This window comes from Rickettsia endosymbiont of Urophora cardui (genome assembly GCF_964030725.1).
Lineage (GTDB): Bacteria > Pseudomonadota > Alphaproteobacteria > Rickettsiales > Rickettsiaceae > Rickettsia.
Genome location: NZ_CAXIPY010000006.1, coordinates 729,813 through 750,522 on the forward strand (window position 1 = coordinate 729,813; position 20,710 = coordinate 750,522).

The following is a 20,710-nucleotide window of genomic DNA, read 5'->3' on the forward strand; positions in this document are numbered from 1 at the left end:
AGATGATTATTTGTGTAAAATTTGTGAGCACATAGAAGATCGTTATGAAATTAGGTGGTAAATTCCAGTATTAATTAAGCCAGATTTATATTTTCTTCCCATACCTCATTGGGTGTTTTATAACCGAGCACTTTTCTTGGTAAATTATTTAAAAAATCCTCAATTTCTTGTAATTGCTTTATTGTTAATTTTTTTATATCTAAAGATTTAGAGTATACTCTGTGCACCATTGAGTTAATCTTCTCTATCAATGGTTTTTGCCATGGAGAATAAGGATTGCAAAAATATACTTTTCGTTCAGATTTTGGCAATAGTTGTTCATGATTGGTAAATTCTTTGCCATTATCTAACGTTATGCTTTTGATTATATGCGACAATTGTTTAAGTTTTTTATTCATGTTACCAATCACATCTTGTGTTCTTTTTGAACGGTTTAAAGTGAGAAACACTTTTTGTGTTCTGATATCCACAAGAGCGCCTATATTACGACTTTGATTACCTTTGTTAAAAGTTAAATCACCTTCTAAATGACCTATTGCTGCTATCTTTCTATTTATCTCTGGTCTTTCAGTAATGGAAACTCGATTTGGTATTGTAATTCTTTTGTTTCTGATTCTTGTACCATGATGCAACCTATTTTTCCTTTTTCTTGCTAAAGATAAATATAATTTTTGCCTTTGTGCTATAGGAGATGTATAAATAAACTGGTATATACTCTCTGTAGAAATATTGACAGTATCTCGTGATAGTTTACGTCTACCTGAAATTATATCTGGTGAAATACCCTGTGTTAACTGCTTTATTATTTCTGCTCGTAAATTATTATCAATATCTAGTCCCTCCGCCAAAACTCTAAAAAATATCACTTGTGTCACTAATTTCCAAAAATAGTGCGATTTTAGAGCAAATTACTCTAATTTTGAGGGCTGATTTTAAATTTTTGTATTAAAAACCACACTATTTCCCAAAATGCATTCATTTTTTTATTGTCATTTTTTTGTATTTCCATAAGCTTTTGATATAAAACCTTTCATTTTCTTATGGATTTTACTATGCATTTTTGCCTTAAAACCCTATTGCCTATAAGGCTTTTAGAGTTTTGGCGGACGGACTATCTAATTTTCTTTTTCTCTTACCTTGCCTTAAACTGCAAGCAAGTGTGTTAGCCCTATCTGGTCTATAATTATGCCTCATTCTCTTGAGTTCATAACATATAGTGCTTTTATCACGGCCAATCTTTGTCCCTATATATCGCGAGCTATAACCACTCTTATTCATTTCGTATATTTTAAATCTTTCATCTATCGTTAAATGAGCCATGATATATCTATATTTAAATGATGCTCCTCGCAGCAGAGCTACGAGGTATCTAAAAAAGTTTTAGTTGTTTCTTATGATATCACGAAGCAGAGCTTCGGGGAATTAAACCCTGAGAGATTAAAAATTGATTATATCTGGCTTAATTAATTATAGAACTTTCCGGTTTTTAGAAATAGGAGTAGATAAAGATCACGTACATTTTTTATTACAGTCAATACCAATGTATAGCCCAACAAAAATAACTCAAATCATAAAAAGTATTACTTACTAAGAAAATGTTTGAGAAATATCCAAATCTTAAAGAAAAATTATGGGGAAGTGAGTTTTGGAGTAAGGGATATTTTATGAGCACAGTAGGTAAACATGGTGATGAGCAGAAATTACGTAATTATGTACAGAATCAAGGTTCAGGCAAACCTTCTTATAAAGCATTTCAACAAAAACAGTTAAAGCTTTTTGGATAGATACCTCGTAGCTCTGCTGCGAGGAGCATCATTAAAAATTTTTTGTCAAAACTTCAGTTACCCATAAATCTAGGTTATTAAGCCTTTCACTTGTGAATTCCATAATTTTTGATAAAGCTTACTATTTTTTAACAGCTCTGAGTGACCACCGTCTTCAGTAATACTACCTTTATCAAAAACTAAAATCCTATCCATATTAAGCAAAGTCGATAATCTATGAGCAATAACTATCACAGTTTTATTTTGCATTAAATATTCCATTGATTCTTGAATTAAGCTTTCTGTTTCACTATCTAGGCTACTTGTTGCTTCATCAAGAATTAGGATAGGTGCATTTTTTAAGATAGCCCTTGCTATAATAACTCTCTGACGCTGACCACCTGAGAGGTTGTTACCTCGCTCACCACACATAGTATCATACCCTTCAGGTAACTTACTAATCACCTCATGTATATGAGCGGCTTTTGCTGCTTCAACTACCTCTTCAAATGATGCTTCTTTACGACCATATCTAATATTTTCTAAAATAGTACGATGGAAAAGTATCGGCTCTTGCGGGATAAGGCTAATAGCCTTTCTTAAAGAATCTTGCGTTACATTTTTGATATTTTGACCATCAATTAAAATCATGCCATCTTCAATATCGTGTAATCTAGTAATTAAGCTAATAAAAGTTGTTTTCCCTGAGCCGGAAAATCCAACTAACCCTACTTTCTGCTTACTTGGAATTAATACTGATTTATTACGGAATAAGTTATTATTATGATGGTAATTAAATGTAACATTTCTAAATTCAATAATGCCATCTTTTATATCTAAAGGAGAGGCGTTTTCTATATCGGTTATAATATGTGGTCCCATTAGCGATAGACCTTGATTAAATGCTCCCACCTGTTCAAACATATCACCGATTTCTTGAGTTAAATCCCAAATATTATCCGATACGTTTATGCACAAGGTTAACACTAGCACACAATCACCTATGGTTATAGCTAGCTCACTACGAAGCGTTGATAGATAGTAAATCATGACAAAAAGCATTAGCGAGCAGGAAGTGCCAAGAGCATAACGCAGCTTGAACATAAAAAACTGCATAGTTTGCTCATCAGCTACGGCATTTTCTACCCTTGTTTCTAAATGTTGACGCTCAAATTTATGAGAGGTGAACATTCTAACTGCATTGATATTACTGATTGCATCAACAATGCTACCAGCAACAAGCGATTGACTTCGTGCATAATTTAGCGAATATCTATTAATGTTACCTGAAAATAAAACGCTAAGCCCTAAGAAAACTGTAATCCAGATAATAAATATGGTAGCAAAAATATAATGTACCGAATATAAAGCAACTAGTGCAAAAGCAATAATTGCTAGCTTACGGAGAATTTTCTCACCAAATATCGAAATTATCATTTCAAATGATCTAGCAGTCTCAGTAATTCTATTGCTAATATGCCCTGCTAGATTGTCTTGAAAGAATTTATGGCTGTGATACTGGGTATAATTATAAAGCTCATTTAATATCTTTCCTTTAATAACCGGCATGGTTTTTAGATATAAATAATCGTATGAGCGGTAAGCGATATTAATTCCCTCCCACCAAAGGGCATAAAATACTGCCCAATAAATCATTGAAGATAAAAGATTATGTGCATTATCGTCACTAAATGACTCAATTAAATCGATAATCTTTTGCAATAATATACTATCAACTGCCGGAATCATACCAAATATGATACAACTAGCAGTTAATAAGAGAATTTTAACTTTATCGAATTTTAAAAAATAAATACCTAAACTAAGCGTCGATTTGGATAAAGTAGGATATTTTATCACTATAATGTTACCTCATATTTTACTGAAGTTTTGACACAAAAGTTTTAATGATGCTCCTCGCAGCAGAGCTACGAGGTATCTATCCAAAAAGCTTTAACTGTTTTTGTTGAAATGCTTTATAAGAAGGTTTGCCTGAACCTTGATTCTGTACATCATTACGTAATTTCTGCTCATCACCATGTTTACCTACTGTGCTCATAAAATATCCTTTACTCCAAAACTCACTTCCCAATAATTTTTCTTTAAGATTTGGATATTTCTCAAACATTTTCTTAGAAGTAATACTTTTTATGATTTGAGTTATTTTTGTTGGGCTATACATTGGTAAATAATCATCTAGTTCTTGATTGAATATTACTCTTCTATACTTTGCCGGCGTTACTAAATGATATATGAGTACTGTGACATTATGACTCTTATGTATATAACTGCTTTCTTCCATTCAAGTAGTATATCACGAAGCAGAGCTTCGGAGAATTAAACCCTGAGAGAATAATCGTGGCAAGCCACGGGGAATTTAACCCAACAGGGATTAAATATATTGAAAAATCTTGCTTCTTGTAATGATGCTCCTCGCAGCAGAGCTACGAGGTATCTAAAAAAGTTTTAGTTGTTTCTTATGATATCACGAAGCAGAGCTTCGGGGAATTAAACCCTGAGAGATTAAATAGTGTTACAAAAATCAGAAAATAAACTCAAAATCATTAGAAATGCAAGAGAAAGAATTATCTAATAATTTTTTAGAAGAACAAGAAGACATGAAAGATGATAATTATCCATTCTTCGATGTAAAATATCTTTGCCAAGCAAGCCTGTTAATTACTGATTCTATCCGTAAAGGATATGATGTTACGCAATTGCCAAACGGTGATGTTAATGTTACAGAAATAAGAATAGTAAATGTTCATTATAATTGGAACTCCGAAAAAGGAAAATTTGTTAAAACTAATCAGATAGAATTTGATAATAGCAAAGGTGGATAATTAAATCAAATACAGAAATTTATTAGTTATGGTTTTGTAATATATGGAATTTGATCAAGTATTATTATCAAGAATTCAGTTTGCTTTTACCATAAGCTTTCATATCATATTTCCAGCATTTACTATAGGTCTTGCAAGCTTTTTGGCAGTAATTGAGGGATTATGGTTAAAAACAGAGAAAACTGTTTATCAGGAAATATATAAATTCTGGGGAAAGATTTTTGCAGTTACTTTCGGTATGGGCGTAGTTTCCGGGCGCTGTTTCAGTAAGTGTATAAATTTCTAGGATAGGTTATAATGATGCTCCTCGCAGCAGAGCTACGAGGTATCTAAAAAAGTTTTAGTTGTTTCTTATGATATCACGAAGCAGAGCTTCGGGGAATTAAACCCTGAGAGATTAATCTAGGTTTGGAAGTAAGTATTTACAAGGGATAGAGAGTCTTTTGCAATGATTGTGTAAATTTTTGTTGAGCCTATATTAGAAGTAATTAAAAATATAGGTAACAGAAATGCAAATAGAGAAGAATAAAAAAATAAATGAAGCAATAGATTTGCTGATAGAAGGTGGAGTAGATTTAAAAACAGTACTAAGTCAGAATGGATTAATTAAGGAATTAACCAAGGGTATTTTAGAGCGAGCACTGCATGCTGAGATGTCAGAACCAGGAGTTTCGCACTTAGCAAATAATATGCTAATCTAGAGAAAAATAGTTTTAGATAAAAATGACAAGATCAAAATGTAGCAAAGATTTATATAAATCATTCTTACAAGCAAGTAGTGTAAGATATACTAGCAAAGCATTATCTGAAGTAAGTCCATTAGATCTATCGCACGATAGTGCAAGTCGATGGTTAAAGAGTAAGGATTTTCGCCCTAGCGAAATCTATAGCAAAGTGTCAAAATATATTGATCTGGAAGATCCTTGTTTATTAGTGGGAGATGACACCTTATTGTCAAAGCAATACAGTAAGAGGATCGAGCTTGTAAATTATCAATATTCTGGGGCTGTACATGATGTTATACCTGGTATAGGAATGGTAAACTTACTGCATTACAATACTCAAATTGATCAATCTACTCCTGTAGATTATAGAATATATGATAAAGAAACTGATGGTAAAACAAAGAACGAGCATTTTTGTGATATGCTTACTTTAGCTAAAGAAAGAGGTATCAAGCCTGATGCTATAGTTATGGATGCTTGGTATAGTGGTTTGGATAATTTAAAACATATACGTAATTTAGGTTGGATATGGGTTACCAACCTAAGAAAAAATAGAAAAGTTAATCGTAATGTTAGCTTGGAAACTTTAGAGATTCCCGATGAAGGGCTAAAAATTCACCTACGTGGATACGGTTGGGTTACGGTATTTAAGTTTGTGGCAAAAAATGGTCGCATTGATTACATAACAACTAATTTAGAGAATCCTACACGTGAGCAAATAGAGAAAATTGTTAAGGCGCGTTGGTCTATAGAAGTTTATCATCGAGAATTGAAACAAACTTGTGGTATTGAATGCTGTCAGGCACGCACGGGTCGAGCTCAAAGAAATCATATTTGCCTTGCTGTATTGGCCTGGCTTGATATGAACAAAAGGAGGATAAATGAAAACATTACTTTATATCAACAAACTTGGGAAGTTATAAAAACATCAATTCAGAACAACATTAAATGGCTTCTAACTAATACACAATTTTGCTAAGTGCGAAACTCCTGAGAACATTTAGGTTATAGCAAGTATGATATAGCTAACGCGACTAGAATTATTCCTTAGAATAATGTAAGATAATGATTTTAACTACGGTAGAGATGAAAGCATACAGTCAGGATTTAAGAGATAGGGTAATCAGTCTTCACAAAACCTCTAAATATAGAATAAAAGCAATATCAGACTTATTAGGTATAGAGCGTCATACGATATCAAATTGGATTAGACGTTATAAAGAAAATGGAGACTACAGCTCAAGACAACATCTGCAAAGTGGACGTGATGCTAGGTTTACTAATAAGGAGAATATAATTGAATTTTTAGCAAATAATCCTGATAGCCGAGCTATAGATATAAGAGATGCAGTAGCGCCCGAGCTGCCAATGAGCACATTTTATGACACGCTTCATAGAATGAAAATTACATATAAAAAAAGAGCCAAAATACAAAGGCAGGGATGAAGAAGCTAGAAAACAATTTGTGGAATATATTGATCAAATAGCATCTGATAAACTTGTGTATTGTGACGAAATGGGGGTAAGTAATAATATAACCATGTTGTACGGATGGTCAGAAAGAGGAACAAGAGCTTACTCAGAGCAAGCAGGTTTTGCTACTGAGCGAGTAAATATAGTTGCTGGTTTATAATAAGGGCACCAAAGAATTAATTGCTCCGTTAGAGCATTCCGGTTATATTGATAAGCAATTATTTAATCAGTGGGTAGGTGAGCTATTATGCCCATCACTAAAACCTGGACAATGTGTAATAATGGATAATGCGAGTATTCATAAGTCACCGTTGGTAAAGGAATTAATAGAAAAAGCGGGTTGTACTCTTATTTATCTACCGGTCTATTCTCCAGATTTAAATTCTATTGAACACTGTTGGGCTAATTTTAAAAATTACTTGAGAAAAATTATTAAAAACTTTAAAGATTTTCGTGATGCAATAACGGCAGCAATGGTCAAAACCTTCCCGTGTTAGCTATATTATCTGTTTACTCATGCAACCTCCATTGTTTTAAAGCAATGTAATTGATCATATTCAGACAGTATTGGTTGATTAATTTTTACTGAACAAACAGTTTGAGTCTGGCTATTTAGTAAATCTGTAATATGATCAATTATTGGCTCAATCTTCTTTTCTAATAGCACTTCTAATGCAGTAACTACATTCAATTCTCCATACATTTTTGCTAATTGTAATATTTTAAACCTGAATTCTGGATTAATCTAGGTTTGGAAGTAAGTATTTACAAGGGATAGAAGATACTCTATATAATTTTTAGCAAAAAAACAAGAGTATCCCCATGAAGAAAGATATTACTGCATTATTTTGTTTTGTCGATGATTTTTGTAAAATTAGCGAGCAGTGGATTAATAAATCATTTCTACCATTAATTACCTGAATTCTGGATTAATCTAGGTTTGGAAGTAAGTATTTACAAGGGATAGAAGATACTCTATATAATTTTTAGCAAAAAAACAAGAGTATCCCCATGAAGAAAGATATTACTGCATTATTTTGTTTTGTCGATGATTTTTGTAAAATTAGCGAGCAGTGGATTAATAAATCATTTCTACCATTAATTAATAAAAACCCTACAAGAAAGCCGGAAATAAGCTATTCTGAGCTGTTAACAATAGTGCTTTTATACCATCAATCACCTTGTAAAAACTTTAAATATTTTTATATGTCCTATCTACAATTATATAAATCAGACTTTGTAACTCTTCCATCATATACTCGTTTTATAGCTCTAAAACCAAGAGTTCTGTGTTATTTAGTTTTATTACTTGAATGGTATATGCAGGCAGCTCAATCTACGGGAGTTTCTTATATTGACGCCACATCTTTAGAGGTTTGTCATCGAAAAAGAATCTCTCGTAATAAAGTCTTTGCCGGTATTGCTGCTTTGGGTAAAACAACAAAAAGTTGGTTTTTTGGTCTAAAATTACATTTGGTTATTAACGAAAAAGGTGAGATTCAAGGTCTAAAACTAACGCCTGGTAATGTAGATGATAGAGCGCCGGTTTCGATAATCACCAAACATATCACGGGATTATTGTTTGGCGATAAGGGTTATATCAAACAGGAGCTCTTTGATGATCTATACAGCAAAGGAATCAAGTTAGTAACTGGCATAAAGAAGAAAATGAAGAATAAACTTATGCCATTATTTGAAAAAATATTATTACGCAAACGCTCAATTATCGAAACAGTATTTAGTGTGCTGAAGGGTGCTTTCGAGATCGAACATACAAGACATAGATCAATTTGGAATGCCTTTGTACATATCTTATCCGCCCTAATTGCATACTGTATGAAACCTAACAAACCTGCTATATCTCAAAATTAGCTAATCCAGAATTCAGGTTAATTAATAAAAACCCTACAAGAAAGCCTGAAATAAGCTATTCTGAGCTGTTAACAATAGTGCTTTTATACCATCAATCACCTTGTAAAAACTTTAAATATTTTTATATGTCCTATCTACAATTATATAAATCAGACTTTGTAACTCTTCCATCATATACTCGTTTTATAGCTCTAAAACCAAGAGTTCTGAGTTATTTAGTTTTATTACTTGGAAAGTTCTATAATTAATTAAATATAGATATATCATGGCTCATTTAACGATAGATGAAAGATTTAAAATATACGAAATGAATAAGAGTGGTTATAGCTCGCGATATATAGGGACAAAGATTGGCCGTGATAAAAGCACTATATGTTATGAACTCAAGAGAATGAGGCATAATTATAGACCAGATAGGGCTAACACACTTGCTTGCAGTTTAAGGCAAGGTAAGAGAAAAAGAAAATTAGATATTGATAATAATTTACGAGCAGAAATAATAAAGCAGTTAACACAGGGTATTTCACCAGATATAATTTCAGGTAGACGTAAACTATCACGAGATACTGTCAATATTTCTACAGAGAGTATATACCAGTTTATTTATACATCTCCTATAGCACAAAGGCAAAAATTATATTTATAGCTAACACGGAAATGTTTCTACCACATATTAGGAAAAACTTAGGCATTGATCAATAATTTTATGTAAACAGTTTTTAAAGTTAGTCCAGCAATGTTTAATAGGATTTAGATCTGGTGAATATGTGAGTAAATACAAAAACTATGGTAAAAACCTTTTCGCGTTAGCTATATCTTTAGCAAGAAAAAGGAAAAATAGGTTGCATCATGGTACAAGAATCAGAAACAAAAGAATTACAATACCAAATCGAGTTTCCATTACTGAAAGACCAGAGATAAATAGAAAGATAGCAGCAATAGGTCATTTAGAAGGTGATTTAACTTTTAACAAAGGTAATCAAAGTCGTAATATAGGCGCTCTTGTGGATATCAGAACACAAAAAGTGTTTCTCACTTTAAACCGTTCAAAAAGAACACAAGATGTGATTGGTAACATGAATAAAAAACTTAAACAATTGTCGCATATAATCAAAAGCATAACGTTAGATAGTCCGTCCGCCAAAACTCTACAAGCCTTATAGATAATATGGTTTTAAGACAAGAAGTAATACAACAATCCGTAAGAAAATGATAAAATATGGTCATAAACCTTATGGATTTCAGTCAATGCCAATAGACAACATTATCAAATCGCAAGAACAAGGGAAACTGTTTGGTTATAAATTAAAAGAAGAATTAAACCCAAATAATAAGCTATATAAATTAAGAGAATTAATAAATTGGTCTAGGCTCGAAGAGTGGTTATCAAAAAATGTTTGTATTAAGAAATTTGGTAGAAATAGAAAATGTCATAGAGTGATGCTTGGCATAACGATGCTACAAGCAATGTATAATTTTTCAGATTCATTATCAGAGGAAGAGCTAAAAGAGAATATGTATTGGCAGTATTTCTGCGGGTGGGAATATATAGAAAAAGACATAGCTATCTCGGAAACTAGTATACGACGGTTTCGTAGTGTATTAGGTGAAGCTGGATATAATGAGATATTATCGGAGTTGATCAGGGTTGGGATAAAAACTAACACAATTAAAAAAAAAGATTTGGAATTAATCATCGCTGATACGACTGTACAAATTAAGAATATCAAACACCCACACGATGTTTATTTAATGGATAAAGCTAGGCTTAGCATAGTAAAGCTTTGCAACAGTTTGGGTATACATTTGAATGAAACATACGCTAGAACCTATAAACGCGATATAGTAAAGCTATGGAAATATAAAGAACATAGTAAAGCCAAGAAGCGTTGGAAAATAATGAAGCATTTAAAAATATTACTGGGTCGTTTGATTAGAGTATGTGAGCGTGAGATCAAAAATAAGCAATTAAACTTGTCTCTCAAAAATCAAGAAGTATTGCAAAAAATAAAACAAATACATAACCAATCTGTTTTAAAAAGAGAAGCTAAAAAGCAATATAAAGAAGATAACAAAGTATTATATAGTTTTCATGCCCCTGAAGTAGAGTGTATAGGAAAGGGAAAACGCAACAAGCCATATGAGTTTGGCAATAAAGTAGCGGTAGTAGTAAGTGGTCGTAGAAATTTTGTTTTATCCGCAAAATCGTTTCATAATAATCCTTATGATGGTCATACATTGCATCAGAGCTTTGAAGCAGTAGAGAGTGTCACTGGAATCAAGATAAAGAAATCATTTGTTGATCTTGGGTATAGTGGTAGCAATGTAAAGGAGAAGAGTAAGGTATATAATGGACTAAAAAAATTGGACAAAAAAATGAAGGAGTGTGTTTCCGCAATAAGTTAGAATAAATAGCAATAAACTTAAGAGGAAAGATGAAGAAAAATAAAGTAAAAATTTTCAGTGCTTCAGAAAAAACGGGGATAGTATTAGAATTAATAAAAGAGGAGTCGACACTTGGTCAGTTAGCTTCAAAATATGCAATAAGTGTTAAAACAATTCAAAATTGGAAAAAACAGTTTTTAGGTAATGCGGCATTAGCTTTTGAACCAGCTAAAGTTTTGAGTGAATATCAAGAACAAATAAATCATTTACAAGAGCAAAATGATGAGCTTGCTAAAGCTCTTGGTAGAATCACAGTTGAGAGGGACTGGGCCGTGGGAAAGCTCAAAAGCTTGGATTTATCAAATAAAAAGAGTCTTGTACACTCCAAGCTAAATCAACTCTCAAAATCAAGACAGTGTGAACTATTAAAGATTAGTCGATCTACAGCCTACTATAAATCCAAGGAGATGAGTATAAATAAATTAAGTATTTTAAATAGAATAGATGAAATATATACAGATAATCCTGAATTTGGTTATCGCTATATTCATCAACAGTTACTAGAAGATGGTTTTATTGTCGGTAAAGATCGAGTACTGAAATATATGAGGATGATGGGTATAGAAGCTATTTACCCACATAAGAAAAAATCTACTTCTCGAAACGATAGTGAGCATAAGATCTATAGCTACTTACTTGATCAATATTGGACTAAATCTGGCTCAACAAAGCAAGTGTATGTGCCTAATGTGAATGAGGTTTGGAGTGGTGACATTACTTACATTAGAACTAATGGTGGCTTTATGTATATGGCAGCTATTATAGATTGGCATAGCAAGGCCATATTGAGCTATAAACTGTCAAATTCTATGGATGCATCTCTTGTAACTGATGTCTTGAAACAAGCTCTCAGTAAGTATAACGCTCCACAGATATTTAATAGTGATCAAGGTAGCCAATATACCAGTTATGACCACATAAATATTCTCAAGGAGCATGATATCCAAATTTCAATGAATGGCCAAGGTAGAAGTATTGATAATATAGTAATAGAAAGGTTTTTTAGAACTTTAAAATATAATTGTATCTTTATTAATGATTTTAACAATGTTAAAGAGTTAAAAGAGGGGATTGATCATTATCTGAATAAATATAATTATCACAGATTTCATTCAAGTATTGGTTATAAAAAGCCTATGAATGTATATCTGAATTATATGCAAAATTATCAGCAAATTGCTGCCTGATAATCGAAAAATTAGGAAAACATACTACTCATTTTTTTGTCTTGATTTTTCAGTCCACTATCGTATATACCCCAAAAACGCGGAAGAAGTTGTTACAAGAGGACAAGTCTATGATCAAGAGACGCAGTGCCATAGAACCAATAATAGGTCACTTAAAGCAATATGGTCGGATGGGTAGAAACTTCTTGAAAGGTATGATAGGAGATATTATCAATCCAATAATCTCTGCTATTGGTTTGAATTTACGATGCATTGCAAATCATTTACAAATCGTGTCTAACTCCACATAAATCAAAAATATCATCATGCAAAAACTAGATGAACGATAAAAAATCGTTAACAATAGCTCCATATCAAAATTAGACCAACACAGAAATGTATCAGTAAAAATTAACATAACTTATTAATTTTTATTGAAAATCTTAGCAATTTGTTGTCAAAACTCTATCCCATTACAAATGATCAGGATTTGAAGTGTTTTTGGCGGATAGACTAGATAATGGCAAAGAATTTACCAATCATGAACAACTATTGCCAAAATCTGAACGAAAAGTATATTTTTGCAATCCTTATTCTCCATGGCAAAAACCATTGATAGAGAAGATTAACTCAATGGTGCACAGAGTATACTCTAAATCTTTAGATAGTCCGTCCGCCAAAACTCTACAAGCCTTATAGATAATATGGTTTTAAGACAAGAAGTAATACAACAATCCGTAAGAAAATGATAAAATATGGTCATAAACCTTATGGATTTCAGTCAATGCCAATAGACAACATTATCAAATCGCAAGAACAAGGGAAACTGTTTGGTTATAAATTAAAAGAAGAATTAAACCCAAATAATAAGCTATATAAATTAAGAGAATTAATAAATTGGTCTAGGCTCGAAGAGTGGTTATCAAAAAATGTTTGTATTAAGAAATTTGGTAGAAATAGAAAATGTCATAGAGTGATGCTTGGCATAACGATGCTACAAGCAATGTATAATTTTTCAGATTCATTATCAGAGGAAGAGCTAAAAGAGAATATGTATTGGCAGTATTTCTGCGGGTGGGAATATATAGAAAAAGACATAGCTATCTCGGAAACTAGTATACGACGGTTTCGTAGTGTATTAGGTGAAGCTGGATATAATGAGATATTATCGGAGTTGATCAGGGTTGGGATAAAAACTAACACAATTAAAAAAAAAGATTTGGAATTAATCATCGCTGATACGACTGTACAAATTAAGAATATCAAACACCCACACGATGTTTATTTAATGGATAAAGCTAGGCTTAGCATAGTAAAGCTTTGCAACAGTTTGGGTATACATTTGAATGAAACATACGCTAGAACCTATAAACGCGATATAGTAAAGCTATGGAAATATAAAGAACATAGTAAAGCCAAGAAGCGTTGGAAAATAATGAAGCATTTAAAAATATTACTGGGTCGTTTGATTAGAGTATGTGAGCGTGAGATCAAAAATAAGCAATTAAACTTGTCTCTCAAAAATCAAGAAGTATTGCAAAAAATAAAACAAATACATAACCAATCTGTTTTAAAAAGAGAAGCTAAAAAGCAATATAAAGAAGATAACAAAGTATTATATAGTTTTCATGCCCCTGAAGTAGAGTGTATAGGAAAGGGAAAACGCAACAAGCCATATGAGTTTGGCAATAAAGTAGCGGTAGTAGTAAGTGGTCGTAGAAATTTTGTTTTATCCGCAAAATCGTTTCATAATAATCCTTATGATGGTCATACATTGCATCAGAGCTTTGAAGCAGTAGAGAGTGTCACTGGAATCAAGATAAAGAAATCATTTGTTGATCTTGGGTATAGTGGTAGCAATGTAAAGGAGAAGAGTAAGGTATATACCCCAAAAACGCGGAAGAAGTTGTTACAAGAGGACAAGTCTATGATCAAGAGACGCAGTGCCATAGAACCAATAATAGGTCACTTAAAGCAATATGGTCGGATGGGTAGAAACTTCTTGAAAGGTATGATAGGAGATATTATCAATCCAATAATCTCTGCTATTGGTTTGAATTTACGATGCATTGCAAATCATTTACAAATCGTGTCTAACTCCACATAAATCAAAAATATCATCATGCAAAAACTAGATGAACGATAAAAAATCGTTAACAATAGCTCCATATCAAAATTAGACCAACACAGAAATGTATCAGTAAAAATTAACATAACTTATTAATTTTTATTGAAAATCTTAGCAATTTGTTGTCAAAACTCTATCCCATTACAAATGATCAGGATTTGAAGTGTTTTTGGCGGATAGACTAGATATAAAAAAATTAACAATAAAGCAATTACAAGAAATTGAGGATTTTTTAAATAATTTACCAAGAAAAGTGCTCGGTTATAAAACACCCAATGAGGTATGGGAAGAAAATATAAATCTGGCTTAATTAATACTGGAATTTACCCTTCATTCCAATTGGGGATAGGCATAGACCATTTTTTGGTAATATAATCAATTGTCAGATATAAAACCTTAAATACTGCGTCATCATTTGGAAAGATGCGTTTATTCTTAGTAACTTTTCTCAATTGGCTATTCAGCGATTCTATCGCATTTGTAGTGTAAATAATCTTACGAATCTCCTTTGGATATTGCAAGAAAATTATCAAATTATCCCAATTATTATACCAAGATTTAGCTATATGCGGATATTGCTTACTCCATTTTTGATCAAATGACTCAAGAGCTAATTCTGCTTCTTTTTCAGTAGCAGAAGTATAGATTAGTTTCAAATCCGCTGCTAATTGCTTTCTATCTTTATATGATACATATTTGAGGCTATTCCTGATCTGATGGACAATACAAATTTGATGTTCAGTTTTCGGATATACTGATGCAATAGCATCAGACATACCAGTTAGATTATCACTACAAGCAATTAAGATATCTTTTACTCCTCGATTCTTCATTTCAGTAAAATTACCAAGCCAAAATTTAGCTCCTTCATTCTCACTTATCCATAAGCCTAAAATATCCTTTCTGCCAGATAAATCTATTCCTAAAGCTACATATACTGATTTATTAATAATAAGTTTATCTTGTCTTACTTTCACTACTAAACAGTCAAAATATACTATAGGGTATACTGATTCAAGAGGTCTACTCTGCCAAATCTTGACCTCATCTATTACTTCATCTGTAATCCTGCTGATTAGGCTCTCACTGATCTCAGCTCCATATAATTCTTGCAATTGTGTTTTAATATCAGACACACTCATACCCTTCGCATATAAGGATATTATCTTTTGGTCTAAGCCATCTATTCTTGTTTGTTTCTTTGAGACTATTATAGGTTCAAATTTACCTTGTCTGTCTCTTGGAACATTTAGCTCTATAGTACCATTCTCACTAATCAGATTCTTACTAAAACTACCATTCCTCGCATTCTCAGTTTCAGCTCTATCATACTTGCTATAACCTAAATGTTCTGACATCTCAGCATGCAGTGCTCGCTCTAAAATACCCTTGGTTAATTCCTTAATTAATCCATTCTGACTTAGTACTGTTTTTAAATCTACTCCACCTTCTATCAGCAAATCTATTGCTTCATTTATTTTTTTATTCTTCTCTATTTGCATTTCTGTTACCTATATTTTTAATTACTTCTAATATAGGCTCAACAAAAATTTACACAATCATTGCAAAAGACTCACCAATACAAATACCCAATTGATTCATATTGGTCCAATCAGACTGACTCTGTTTGCCAGGAAGAATATTTTGTAAAAAGATTACTGTCTTATCCTTACCATGTGCAGCTCTCCATTGTTTCAACCTTTTCTGCAAACAGCGTAATTGCTTCCCATTATAATTCCCATGATACTTTTCTGTCAAATATGCTAATATGATAGTGGACTAATGGTATGGACCTCCTGATATAGAGAATGAAAAGCAGTTGCTAATCTTCTAGGGTTAATATTTAACATATTAAAACAACAATTAAGGAGGTCCATATGGAGGTTACTACAATTGGTATAGATATTGCAAAAAGAATTTTTCAAATTCATGGTGTAGATAAAAATGGCAAGACAGTATTAAAGAAAAAATTGATGAGAGATCAGGTTTTGACATTTATGGCTAATTTACCACAATGTTTAGTAGGGATGGAAGCTTGTGGTGGTTCTAGTTATTGGGCAAGAGAAATAACTAAATTAGGGCATGAAGTAAAACTAATGGCACCGCAATTTGTCAAACCATATGTTAAAACTAATAAAAATGATCAAGCAGATGCTGAAGCGATATGTGAAGCCGTGACAAGACCTAATATGAGATTTGTTGCAATTAAAACTATAGAGCAACAAGAAATTTTATCAATACATAGGGTAAGAGAGAGATTGGTAAAAAATCGTACAGCACTTGCTAATGAAATTAGGGGGCTACTACATGAGTTTGGTTTTATTGTTCCTCAAGGCATTAATAAGGTTATCACAAAAATGATGCTCCTCGCAGCAGAGCTACGAGGTATCTAAAAAAGTTTTAGTTGTTTCTTATGATATCACGAAGCAGAGCTTCGGGGAATTAAACCCTGAGAGATTAATTGAGATTTTAGATGCAGGGAAATTAAGCCAGTTAAGTTATCAAACATTTAGTGAACTAAAAGAAGAATTCTTAGATAATAACAGAAAAATAAAAGAGATAGAAAAACGATTAACAATGATAGCAAGTAACCTAACTCAATATCAACGATTAAGAGCTATACCTGGTCTTGGTTTAATTACTGCTACTGCTTTAATAGCATCAATAGGTAATGCTACAAGTTTTGAGAATGGCAGGCAATTATCGGCATGGCTAGGATTAGTGCCAAGACAACATTCAAGTGGTGGGAAGGATAAGCTGCTGGGAATTAGCAAGCGAGGTGATGTATACTTACGCACTTTATTAATTCAAGGGGCTAGAGCTGTACTAAATGCCAAGATAAGATTTACATCGGAAGAACAGAAATCTAAAAAAGATTTTAGCCAATTTACGAAATGGATGTTTAATTTATCTGAGCGAAGTAGCCATAATAAAACGACAGTTGCCATAGCTAATAAGTTGGCAAGAGTGGTGTTTGCTGTACTAAGATCAGGAGATGATTATGTAGAGAGTAAAGTTTGTAGCTAAAGAGTGTGTAGCATAGCACTTATAAGTAAAATAAATGGTGATTTATATAATGAATAGGTAAAAGCAAAACAATATGTAAGAGATTCCAACCCGAAATATGCTTGAGATAATTAATATTGATGGTAAATAAGACAAACCTTAGCTTACAAAAAAACTGCGTTTTTCAGTGGCTCTTTTAGAAGCCGATGGACTAATGGTATGGACCTCCTGATATAGAGAATGAAAAGCAGTTGCTAATCTTCTAGGGTTAATATTTAACATATTAAAACAACAATTAAGGAGGTCCATATGGAGGTTACTACAATTGGTATAGATATTGCAAAAAGAATTTTTCAAATTCATGGTGTAGATAAAAATGGCAAGACAGTATTAAAGAAAAAATTGATGAGAGATCAGGTTTTGACATTTATGGCTAATTTACCACAATGTTTAGTAGGGATGGAAGCTTGTGGTGGTTCTAGTTATTGGGCAAGAGAAATAACTAAATTAGGGCATGAAGTAAAACTAATGGCACCGCAATTTGTCAAACCATATGTTAAAACTAATAAAAATGATCAAGCAGATGCTGAAGCGATATGTGAAGCCGTGACAAGACCTAATATGAGATTTGTTGCAATTAAAACTATAGAGCAACAAGAAATTTTATCAATACATAGGGTAAGAGAGAGATTGGTAAAAAATCGTACAGCACTTGCTAATGAAATTAGGGGGCTACTACATGAGTTTGGTTTTATTGTTCCTCAAGGCATTAATAAGGTTATCACAAAATTAATTGAGATTTTAGATGCAGGGAAATTAAGCCAGTTAAGTTATCAAACATTTAGTGAACTAAAAGAAGAATTCTTAGATAATAACAGAAAAATAAAAGAGATAGAAAAACGATTAACAATGATAGCAAGTAACCTAACTCAATATCAACGATTAAGAGCTATACCTGGTCTTGGTTTAATTACTGCTACTGCTTTAATAGCATCAATAGGTAATGCTACAAGTTTTGAGAATGGCAGGCAATTATCGGCATGGCTAGGATTAGTGCCAAGACAACATTCAAGTGGTGGGAAGGATAAGCTGCTGGGAATTAGCAAGCGAGGTGATGTATACTTACGCACTTTATTAATTCAAGGGGCTAGAGCTGTACTAAATGCCAAGATAAGATTTACATCGGAAGAACAGAAATCTAAAAAAGATTTTAGCCAATTTACGAAATGGATGTTTAATTTATCTGAGCGAAGTAGCCATAATAAAACGACAGTTGCCATAGCTAATAAGTTGGCAAGAGTGGTGTTTGCTGTACTAAGATCAGGAGATGATTATGTAGAGAGTAAAGTTTGTAGCTAAAGAGTGTGTAGCATAGCACTTATAAGTAAAATAAATGGTGATTTATATAATGAATAGGTAAAAGCAAAACAATATGTAAGAGATTCCAACCCGAAATATGCTTGAGATAATTAATATTGATGGTAAATAAGACAAACCTTAGCTTACAAAAAAACTGCGTTTTTCAGTGGCTCTTTTAGAAGCCGATGGACTGATAAGTATATAGTTTGTAAGCCAGCGAATTCCATCAGGGCTGTAGAATAAATTAGGTTGATTTATCAGCTATAAGCCGGATACATGACTGCATTTGTTTGTTTTTATTATTGATGTTATTTTTTTCTTGCATTCTACAGGAGGTCCATACATGATAAGTATATAGTTTGTAAGCCAGCGAATTCCATCAGGGCTGTAGAATAAATTAGGTTGATTTATCAGCTATAAGCCGGATACATGACTGCATTTGTTTGTTTTTATTATTGATGTTATTTTTTTCTTGCATTCTACAGGAGGTCCATACATGAAAAATCAAGACAAAAAAATGAGTAGTATGTTTTCCTAATTTTTCGATTATCAGGCAGCAATTTGCTGATAATTTTGCATATAATTCAGATATACATTCATAGGCTTTTTATAACCAATACTTGAATGAAATCTGTGATAATTATATTTATTCAGATAATGATCAATCCCCTCTTTTAACTCTTTAACATTGTTAAAATCATTAATAAAGATACAATTATATTTTAAAGTTCTAAAAAACCTTTCTATTACTATATTATCAATACTTCTACCTTTGCCATTCATTGAAATTTGGATATCATGCTCCTTGAGAATATTTATGTGGTCATAACTGGTATATTGGCTACCTTGATCACTATTAAATATCTGTGGAGCGTTATACTTACTGAGAGCTTGTTTCAAGACATCAGTTACAAGAGATGCATCCATAGAATTTGACAGTTTATAGCTCAATATGGCCTTGCTATGCCAATAATAGCTGCCATATACATAAAGCCACCATTAGTTCTAATGTAAGTAATGTCACCACTCCAAACCTCATTCACATTAGGCACATACACTTGCTTTGTTGAGCCAGATTTAGTCCAATATTGATCAAGTAAGTAGCTATAGATCTTATGCTCACTATCGTTTCGAGAAGTAGATTTTTTCTTATGTGGGTAAATAGCTTCTATACCCATCATCCTCATATATTTCAGTACTCGATCTTTACCGACAATAAAACCATCTTCTAGTAACTGTTGATGAATATAGCGATAACCAAATTCAGGATTATCTGTATATATTTCATCTATTCTATTTAAAATACTTAATTTATTTATACTCATCTCCTTGGATTTATAGTAGGCTGTAGATCGACTAATCTTTAATAGTTCACACTGTCTTGATTTTGAGAGTTGATTTAGCTTGGAGTGTACAAGACTCTTTTTATTTGATAAATCCAAGCTTTTGAGCTTTCCCACGGCCCAGTCCCTCTCAACTGTGATTCTACCAAGAGCTTTAGCAAGTTCATCATTTTGCTCTTGTAAATGATTTATTTGTTCTTGATATTCACTCAAAACTTTAGCTGGTTCAAAAGCTAATGCCGCATTACCTAACAACTGTTTTTTCCAATTTTGAATTGTTTTAACACTTATTGCATATTTTGAAGCTAACTGACCAAGTGTCGACTCCTCTTTTATTAATTCTAATACTATCCCCGTTTTTTCTGAAGCACTGAAAATTTTTACTTTATTTTTCTTCATCTTTCCTCTTAAGTTTATTGCTATTTATTCTAACTTATTGCGGAAACACACTCCTTCATTTTTTTGTCCAATTTTTTCATGTATGGACCTCCTGTAGAATGCAAGAAAAAAATAACATCAATAATAAAAACAAACAAATGCAGTCATGTATCCGGCTTATAGCTGATAAATCAACCTAATTTATTCTA

The 20,710-nt window shown here is 32.4% G+C and carries 19 protein-coding genes and 10 pseudogenes; 21 read left to right on the forward strand and 8 right to left on the reverse strand.

All coding sequences use genetic code 11. The annotated features are described in order from the left end of the window. Nucleotides 1-74: 74 nt before the first annotated feature. Nucleotides 75-836: pseudogene (locus AAHI98_RS11875) on the reverse strand (IS30 family transposase); the annotation flags it as partial. A 244-nt stretch (nucleotides 837-1,080) separates the two neighbouring features. Beyond that, on the reverse strand, nucleotides 1,081-1,320 hold the full coding sequence (locus tag AAHI98_RS11880) for a helix-turn-helix domain-containing protein (protein ID WP_342225949.1): 240 nt from the start codon (nucleotides 1,318-1,320) through the stop codon (nucleotides 1,081-1,083). 124 nt (nucleotides 1,321-1,444) lie between these two features. Between AAHI98_RS11880 and AAHI98_RS11885 the strand changes: the two genes are divergently transcribed. Then, entirely contained in the window at nucleotides 1,445-1,591 is a 147-nt protein-coding gene (locus AAHI98_RS11885; RefSeq protein WP_342225950.1) for a transposase, read from the forward strand. A 4-nt stretch (nucleotides 1,592-1,595) separates the two neighbouring features. Further along, nucleotides 1,596-1,784, forward strand: coding sequence for a transposase (locus AAHI98_RS11890; protein ID WP_342225951.1), 189 nt, complete (start codon nucleotides 1,596-1,598; stop codon nucleotides 1,782-1,784). A gap of 69 nt (nucleotides 1,785-1,853) precedes the next feature. Here AAHI98_RS11890 and AAHI98_RS11895 read toward each other — a convergent pair whose 3' ends face one another. Together AAHI98_RS11895 and AAHI98_RS11900 are read right to left on the reverse strand one after the other, a co-directional pair. After that, nucleotides 1,854-3,623 carry an ABC transporter ATP-binding protein gene (locus AAHI98_RS11895; protein WP_342225952.1) on the reverse strand — a complete coding sequence of 590 codons (1,770 nt, stop codon included), beginning with the start codon at nucleotides 3,621-3,623 and terminating at the stop codon, nucleotides 1,854-1,856. 79 nt (nucleotides 3,624-3,702) lie between these two features. Beyond that, nucleotides 3,703-4,065, reverse strand: coding sequence for a transposase (locus AAHI98_RS11900; RefSeq protein WP_342225953.1), 363 nt, complete (start codon nucleotides 4,063-4,065; stop codon nucleotides 3,703-3,705). Between the two features lie 268 nt (nucleotides 4,066-4,333). On the opposite strand from AAHI98_RS11900, the gene AAHI98_RS11905 reads away from it, so the two are divergent. From AAHI98_RS11905 to AAHI98_RS11930, 6 genes and pseudogenes are all read left to right on the forward strand, one after another. Then, the gene (locus AAHI98_RS11905) at nucleotides 4,334-4,606 is read left to right on the forward strand and encodes a DUF2671 domain-containing protein (RefSeq protein WP_342225954.1); all 273 of its coding nucleotides are present in this window, start codon (nucleotides 4,334-4,336) and stop codon (nucleotides 4,604-4,606) included. A gap of 43 nt (nucleotides 4,607-4,649) precedes the next feature. Then, nucleotides 4,650-4,862: pseudogene (locus AAHI98_RS11910) on the forward strand (cytochrome ubiquinol oxidase subunit I); the annotation flags it as partial. Between the two features lie 253 nt (nucleotides 4,863-5,115). Next, nucleotides 5,116-5,307, forward strand: coding sequence for a hypothetical protein (locus AAHI98_RS11915; protein ID WP_342225955.1), 192 nt, complete (start codon nucleotides 5,116-5,118; stop codon nucleotides 5,305-5,307). A gap of 22 nt (nucleotides 5,308-5,329) precedes the next feature. Then, complete coding sequence (locus AAHI98_RS11920; RefSeq protein ID WP_342224656.1) at nucleotides 5,330-6,310, forward strand: IS701 family transposase; 981 nt, start codon at nucleotides 5,330-5,332, stop codon at nucleotides 6,308-6,310. A gap of 86 nt (nucleotides 6,311-6,396) precedes the next feature. Further along, the gene (locus AAHI98_RS11925; RefSeq protein ID WP_342224696.1) at nucleotides 6,397-6,777 is read left to right on the forward strand and encodes an IS630 transposase-related protein; all 381 of its coding nucleotides are present in this window, start codon (nucleotides 6,397-6,399) and stop codon (nucleotides 6,775-6,777) included. A gap of 173 nt (nucleotides 6,778-6,950) precedes the next feature. Then, the gene (locus AAHI98_RS11930) at nucleotides 6,951-7,301 is read left to right on the forward strand and encodes a transposase (RefSeq protein ID WP_342225956.1); all 351 of its coding nucleotides are present in this window, start codon (nucleotides 6,951-6,953) and stop codon (nucleotides 7,299-7,301) included. 17 nt (nucleotides 7,302-7,318) lie between these two features. Here the strand turns inward: AAHI98_RS11930 and AAHI98_RS11935 are convergent, their stop codons facing one another. Then, the gene (locus tag AAHI98_RS11935; RefSeq protein WP_342224661.1) at nucleotides 7,319-7,495 is read right to left on the reverse strand and encodes a hypothetical protein; all 177 of its coding nucleotides are present in this window, start codon (nucleotides 7,493-7,495) and stop codon (nucleotides 7,319-7,321) included. 131 nt (nucleotides 7,496-7,626) lie between these two features. Between AAHI98_RS11935 and AAHI98_RS18725 the strand changes: the two are divergent. The 11 genes and pseudogenes from AAHI98_RS18725 to AAHI98_RS11985 all read left to right on the forward strand — a co-directional run. After that, nucleotides 7,627-7,719, forward strand: a pseudogene (locus AAHI98_RS18725) (IS982 family transposase); the annotation flags it as partial. A gap of 96 nt (nucleotides 7,720-7,815) precedes the next feature. Beyond that, entirely contained in the window at nucleotides 7,816-8,676 is an 861-nt protein-coding gene (locus AAHI98_RS11940) for an IS982 family transposase (RefSeq protein WP_342225957.1), read from the forward strand. A gap of 26 nt (nucleotides 8,677-8,702) precedes the next feature. Then, nucleotides 8,703-8,906, forward strand: a pseudogene (locus tag AAHI98_RS11945) (IS982 family transposase); the annotation flags it as partial. Nucleotides 8,907-8,941: 35 nt separating this feature from the next. Next, nucleotides 8,942-9,319: pseudogene (locus AAHI98_RS11950) on the forward strand (transposase); the annotation flags it as partial. Between the two features lie 172 nt (nucleotides 9,320-9,491). Beyond that, nucleotides 9,492-9,809, forward strand: a pseudogene (locus AAHI98_RS11955) (IS30 family transposase); the annotation flags it as partial. Nucleotides 9,810-9,885: 76 nt separating this feature from the next. Then, nucleotides 9,886-11,082, forward strand: coding sequence for an IS5 family transposase (locus AAHI98_RS11960; protein WP_342225960.1), 1,197 nt, complete (start codon nucleotides 9,886-9,888; stop codon nucleotides 11,080-11,082). A gap of 29 nt (nucleotides 11,083-11,111) precedes the next feature. Continuing rightward, complete coding sequence (locus AAHI98_RS11965; RefSeq protein ID WP_342224752.1) at nucleotides 11,112-12,308, forward strand: IS3 family transposase; 1,197 nt, start codon at nucleotides 11,112-11,114, stop codon at nucleotides 12,306-12,308. Nucleotides 12,309-12,349: 41 nt separating this feature from the next. Beyond that, nucleotides 12,350-12,598, forward strand: coding sequence for a hypothetical protein (locus tag AAHI98_RS11970; protein ID WP_410526236.1), 249 nt, complete (start codon nucleotides 12,350-12,352; stop codon nucleotides 12,596-12,598). Between the two features lie 202 nt (nucleotides 12,599-12,800). Then, nucleotides 12,801-12,953 (forward strand): annotated as a pseudogene (locus AAHI98_RS11975) (IS30 family transposase); the annotation flags it as partial. 79 nt (nucleotides 12,954-13,032) lie between these two features. Beyond that, nucleotides 13,033-14,394 (forward strand): IS5 family transposase, encoded by a 1,362-nt coding sequence (locus AAHI98_RS11980; RefSeq protein WP_342224717.1) that lies wholly within the window; start codon nucleotides 13,033-13,035, stop codon nucleotides 14,392-14,394. A 202-nt stretch (nucleotides 14,395-14,596) separates the two neighbouring features. Beyond that, nucleotides 14,597-14,725: pseudogene (locus AAHI98_RS11985) on the forward strand (IS30 family transposase); the annotation flags it as partial. 13 nt (nucleotides 14,726-14,738) lie between these two features. Here the strand turns inward: AAHI98_RS11985 and AAHI98_RS11990 are convergent. Next, nucleotides 14,739-15,917 (reverse strand): IS256 family transposase, encoded by a 1,179-nt coding sequence (locus AAHI98_RS11990; RefSeq protein WP_342225963.1) that lies wholly within the window; start codon nucleotides 15,915-15,917, stop codon nucleotides 14,739-14,741. Nucleotides 15,918-15,966: 49 nt separating this feature from the next. Continuing rightward, a complete protein-coding gene (locus tag AAHI98_RS11995) occupies nucleotides 15,967-16,173 on the reverse strand; it encodes a hypothetical protein (protein ID WP_342225964.1) in 207 nt (68 codons plus the stop codon). Between the two features lie 119 nt (nucleotides 16,174-16,292). Between AAHI98_RS11995 and AAHI98_RS12000 the strand changes: the two are divergent. Together AAHI98_RS12000 and AAHI98_RS12005 are read left to right on the forward strand one after the other, a co-directional pair. Continuing rightward, a pseudogene (locus tag AAHI98_RS12000) lies at nucleotides 16,293-17,442 on the forward strand (IS110 family RNA-guided transposase). A 288-nt stretch (nucleotides 17,443-17,730) separates the two neighbouring features. Beyond that, nucleotides 17,731-18,780 (forward strand): IS110 family RNA-guided transposase, encoded by a 1,050-nt coding sequence (locus AAHI98_RS12005; RefSeq protein ID WP_342224642.1) that lies wholly within the window; start codon nucleotides 17,731-17,733, stop codon nucleotides 18,778-18,780. Between the two features lie 549 nt (nucleotides 18,781-19,329). Here the strand turns inward: AAHI98_RS12005 and AAHI98_RS12010 are convergent. Next, a pseudogene (locus AAHI98_RS12010) lies at nucleotides 19,330-20,522 on the reverse strand (IS3 family transposase). Between the last annotated feature and the right edge of the window lie 188 nt (nucleotides 20,523-20,710).

Excerpts from the sequence above, each read along its gene's own strand:
- AAHI98_RS11990 (WP_342225963.1), bottom strand. The coding sequence starts at position 15,917 with ATGCAAATAGAGAAGAATAAAAAAATAAATGAAGCAATAGATTTGCTG.
- AAHI98_RS11960 (WP_342225960.1), top strand. The coding sequence starts at position 9,886 with ATGATAAAATATGGTCATAAACCTTATGGATTTCAGTCAATGCCAATA.
- AAHI98_RS11900 (WP_342225953.1), bottom strand. The coding sequence starts at position 4,065 with ATGGAAGAAAGCAGTTATATACATAAGAGTCATAATGTCACAGTACTC.
- AAHI98_RS11880 (WP_342225949.1), bottom strand. The coding sequence starts at position 1,320 with ATGGCTCATTTAACGATAGATGAAAGATTTAAAATATACGAAATGAAT.
- AAHI98_RS11940 (WP_342225957.1), top strand. The coding sequence starts at position 7,816 with ATGAAGAAAGATATTACTGCATTATTTTGTTTTGTCGATGATTTTTGT.
- AAHI98_RS12005 (WP_342224642.1), top strand. The coding sequence starts at position 17,731 with ATGGAGGTTACTACAATTGGTATAGATATTGCAAAAAGAATTTTTCAA.
- AAHI98_RS11965 (WP_342224752.1), top strand. The coding sequence starts at position 11,112 with ATGAAGAAAAATAAAGTAAAAATTTTCAGTGCTTCAGAAAAAACGGGG.
- AAHI98_RS11920 (WP_342224656.1), top strand. The coding sequence starts at position 5,330 with ATGACAAGATCAAAATGTAGCAAAGATTTATATAAATCATTCTTACAA.
- AAHI98_RS11925 (WP_342224696.1), top strand. The coding sequence starts at position 6,397 with ATGATTTTAACTACGGTAGAGATGAAAGCATACAGTCAGGATTTAAGA.
- AAHI98_RS11915 (WP_342225955.1), top strand. The coding sequence starts at position 5,116 with ATGCAAATAGAGAAGAATAAAAAAATAAATGAAGCAATAGATTTGCTG.
- AAHI98_RS11980 (WP_342224717.1), top strand. The coding sequence starts at position 13,033 with ATGATAAAATATGGTCATAAACCTTATGGATTTCAGTCAATGCCAATA.
- AAHI98_RS11890 (WP_342225951.1), top strand. The coding sequence starts at position 1,596 with ATGTTTGAGAAATATCCAAATCTTAAAGAAAAATTATGGGGAAGTGAG.
- AAHI98_RS11905 (WP_342225954.1), top strand. The coding sequence starts at position 4,334 with ATGCAAGAGAAAGAATTATCTAATAATTTTTTAGAAGAACAAGAAGAC.